Genomic DNA, 1708 nt, shown 5'->3' on the forward strand with positions numbered 1-1708 from the left:
CCTGAGTTGCACATATTTGTAGCATATGGCGTGTTTTTTGGGGTGTTTGTGCTGGTGGTGGGGTTTTGGGGTGGTGGTTTTGGGTCACTAATTGGTGGTGGTGTTTTTGGTTAGACTAGGGTTATGTCGCCTTTTTTGCGTAAAGTGAGAACGGCCTCGGGTGCTGTGGCGGTACAGATAGTGGAAAAGCAAGGTCGGGTGAACCGGGTTTTGAAGCATCTTGGTTCGGCTCATGATGAGGCTAAACTCGCGGTTTTACTTGAGATAGGGCGCAAAGAGCTGCGTCCTGGGTAGCTGGAATTCGATTTCAATTCCCTGGATACCGGTTTTTGTTCTACGCCGAAAGTGCAGCATCAGTCATCAGCACTACTGTGGGCGGTGCTCCGGGGGGCGTATCGGGCTGTTGGGTTCGACCAGGCTATAGACGATAGCGTGTTTGAGCAGTTGGTTTTGGCTCGTATTGTGGAGCCTGCGTCTAAGTCGGATACGATACGGATTCTTGGGGAACTCGGTGTTGAGGTGGCGCATCGTAATACTTTCAATAACTGTCTACAACGCTGCGCGGGGCGGGATTATCGTTCTCGGTTGGCTGAGGCCTGCTTCACACACGCTTCGAGGTCTGGTGACCTTTCTTTGGTTTTGTATGATGTGACTACCCTGTATTTCGAGGCTGAATGTGAGGACGAGGACAGCGGGGAAAACCAGGGCTTGCGTAAAGTTGGTTACTCGAAAGAAAGACGTGTTGACCCCCAGATTGTGGTCGGCCTGCTGGTAGACCGTAGCGGGTTCCCCCTGGAAATAGGGTGTTTCGAGGGTAACAAGGCTGAAACCAAAACCCTTCTGCCGGTTATCAAAGGGTTCCAAGACCGTCACGGCCTGGATTCTTTCGTTGTGGTAGCCGATGCGGGCATGCTCAGCAACGAGAACCTCAAGGCTCTGGACGCAGCCGGATTCAAATTCATTGTCGGTTCTAGGCAAACCAAAGCACCCCATGATTTAGAGTCGCATTTTTATTGGAACGGAGACTACTTCGCCGACAGCCAGATTATCGACACGGTCACACCCCGGCATGCCAACAGTAAAGTCAACAACAAGAAGCTGAAGGTCGAACCCGTATGGAACCCTACGATGGGCACGTCGTGGCGGGCGGTGTGGCAGTACTCCGCGAAACGCGCCAGGAGAGACTCTGTTACCTTAGAGGCGCAGCGTCGTCGCGCCCTAGACGCGGTAGACGGGATAAAACCCGCACGTCGACCCAGGTTCGTCAAAACCACTCGTAGTGGCTGTAGTTTTGATGAGAAAGCCTTTGAACGCGCCCAGAAACTCGAAGGACTTAAAGGCTACGTCACAAACCTTCCCGCCACGTTGATGCCCGCAACAGAGGTTATCGACTCGTATCACGAACTGTGGCACGTGGAACAATCCTTCCGCATGTCGAAAACCGGCCTGCGAGCACGCCCGATATTCCACCGGCAAAAAGACGCTATCGAAGCTCACTTGACCATCGTCATGGCCGCCCTCGCCGTATCCCGGTATTTGTACCAAAAGACCGGAATAACACCCAAAAAACTCGTCCGAACCCTACGACCCCTCCGGGAAATCACCATAAGCCTACCCGGAGGACAGCAAATCACAGCCCAACCAGAAATCAACCCCGAAACCCAGAAAATCCTAAACAAGCTGGGTCACTAAACCTGTGCAACTCGGG

Annotated in this window: 1 pseudogene; it reads left to right on the plus strand. The window is 53.0% G+C overall.

The annotated features are described in order from the left end of the window. Window positions 1–123 precede the first annotated feature (123 nt). A pseudogene (locus HMPREF0577_RS10580) lies at window positions 124–1692 on the plus strand (IS1634 family transposase). The last annotated feature ends 16 nt before the right edge of the window (window positions 1693–1708 follow it).

The sequence above is a fragment of the Mobiluncus mulieris ATCC 35243 genome, assembly GCF_000160615.1.
Classification (GTDB): domain Bacteria; phylum Actinomycetota; class Actinomycetes; order Actinomycetales; family Actinomycetaceae; genus Mobiluncus; species Mobiluncus mulieris.